Source organism: Aquipuribacter hungaricus (assembly GCF_037860755.1).
In the GTDB taxonomy this organism is placed as follows: Bacteria; Actinomycetota; Actinomycetes; order Actinomycetales; family JBBAYJ01; genus Aquipuribacter; species Aquipuribacter hungaricus.
Map to the genome: position 1 here is coordinate 1 of NZ_JBBEOI010000444.1, position 1,163 is coordinate 1,163.

The 1,163-nt window shown below is 79.9% G+C and carries 1 pseudogene; it reads right to left on the bottom strand.

The features are described from left to right. Nucleotides 1–1,062 (bottom strand): annotated as a pseudogene (locus WCS02_RS20495) (hypothetical protein); the annotation flags it as partial. Nucleotides 1,063–1,163: the final 101 nt, after the last annotated feature.

Sequence of the window (1,163 nt, forward strand, 5' to 3'; positions counted from 1 at the left end):
CACGGGTGTCGGCTGCGCCGGGCGGGCACGGCCGCGCTGCTGCCACGCGAGGAGGCCGAGCAGCAGGCCGCTGACCAGGCCGGCCACGACGACCAGCGCCCCGCCGAGCAGGCCCGGCGCCGAGGACGGGCCCACGAGCAGGGCGAGCGCCAGCCCGGCCAGCAGGACGAGGACGAGCACGGCCGCGGCGGGGACCCTGCCCACCGCCCCGCCGTAGGCCAGCGGGACCGCCCACCAGCGCCGACGCATGACGGCGACCACGACGTCGAACACTCCCTGCTGCGCCCGCACCGGCCGGAAGAGCTGCGCGAGCCGGAACTCCTCGCGGGCGCCGCGCCCGGGGGCCGGGCCGTCGAGCTGGAGCAGCCAGGTGAGGACGTCGGCGAGGCCCGTGAACCCGGCGCGCAGGTGCCCCGCACCGGGAGGGTCCCCGGCGACGCTCCCGGCAGCGGTCCCGGCAGCGGTCCCGGCAGCGGTCCCGGGGGACGTCCCCTCGCGGCCGCTGCTGCGCCCGAGCTCGGCGGCGGCCGTGAAGGCTGCGGCGATCGCGCCCGCGGAGGCGCCGCCCACGTTGCGCACCCGCATGCTGCGGGCGATCTCGCAGACCGCGGCCGGGTACACCACGCCCGAGGTGGCACCGCCCCGCATCGCGAGGTCGACGCTGTGGCGGACGTAGGCGTGCCGGTCCGCGGGCGCCAGGGTCGCCAGGTCCGCGGGGACGGTACCGGTGAGCACGGCCCGCAGCCGGGCGTCGGGCACCAGGTCGTACGACGCCGGCACACCCCAGCCCCCCACCGTGGCCGGGTCACCGGTACCGGCGTGCAGCCACCGGTCCGGGTCACCGCCCGGTGCGGGCGGGAGCGCCTCGACCCCGTCCGGGAGCCGGTCGTCCAGCAGCCCGTCGATCCCCGTCGACGTCGCCCCGACCAGCCGCCCGAGCGCCCGCACCGCGTCGTCCCCCGACCGCACCGCCATGTCCTCGACCTCCTCCGGGGTCCGCGCCGACCCCACCGTCCCGAGGAGCACCGTGGCACCCGCCCCGTACACAACGAGGGACCCCACGACCCCGGCCGTCCCGCGCCCGCGCAGGGGGCGCCGCCGGGTGCCTCCCCCGGCGCCCGGCCGGGCCGCCGACGGCCGTGGGCCGGGGCATAGTCTCCGCC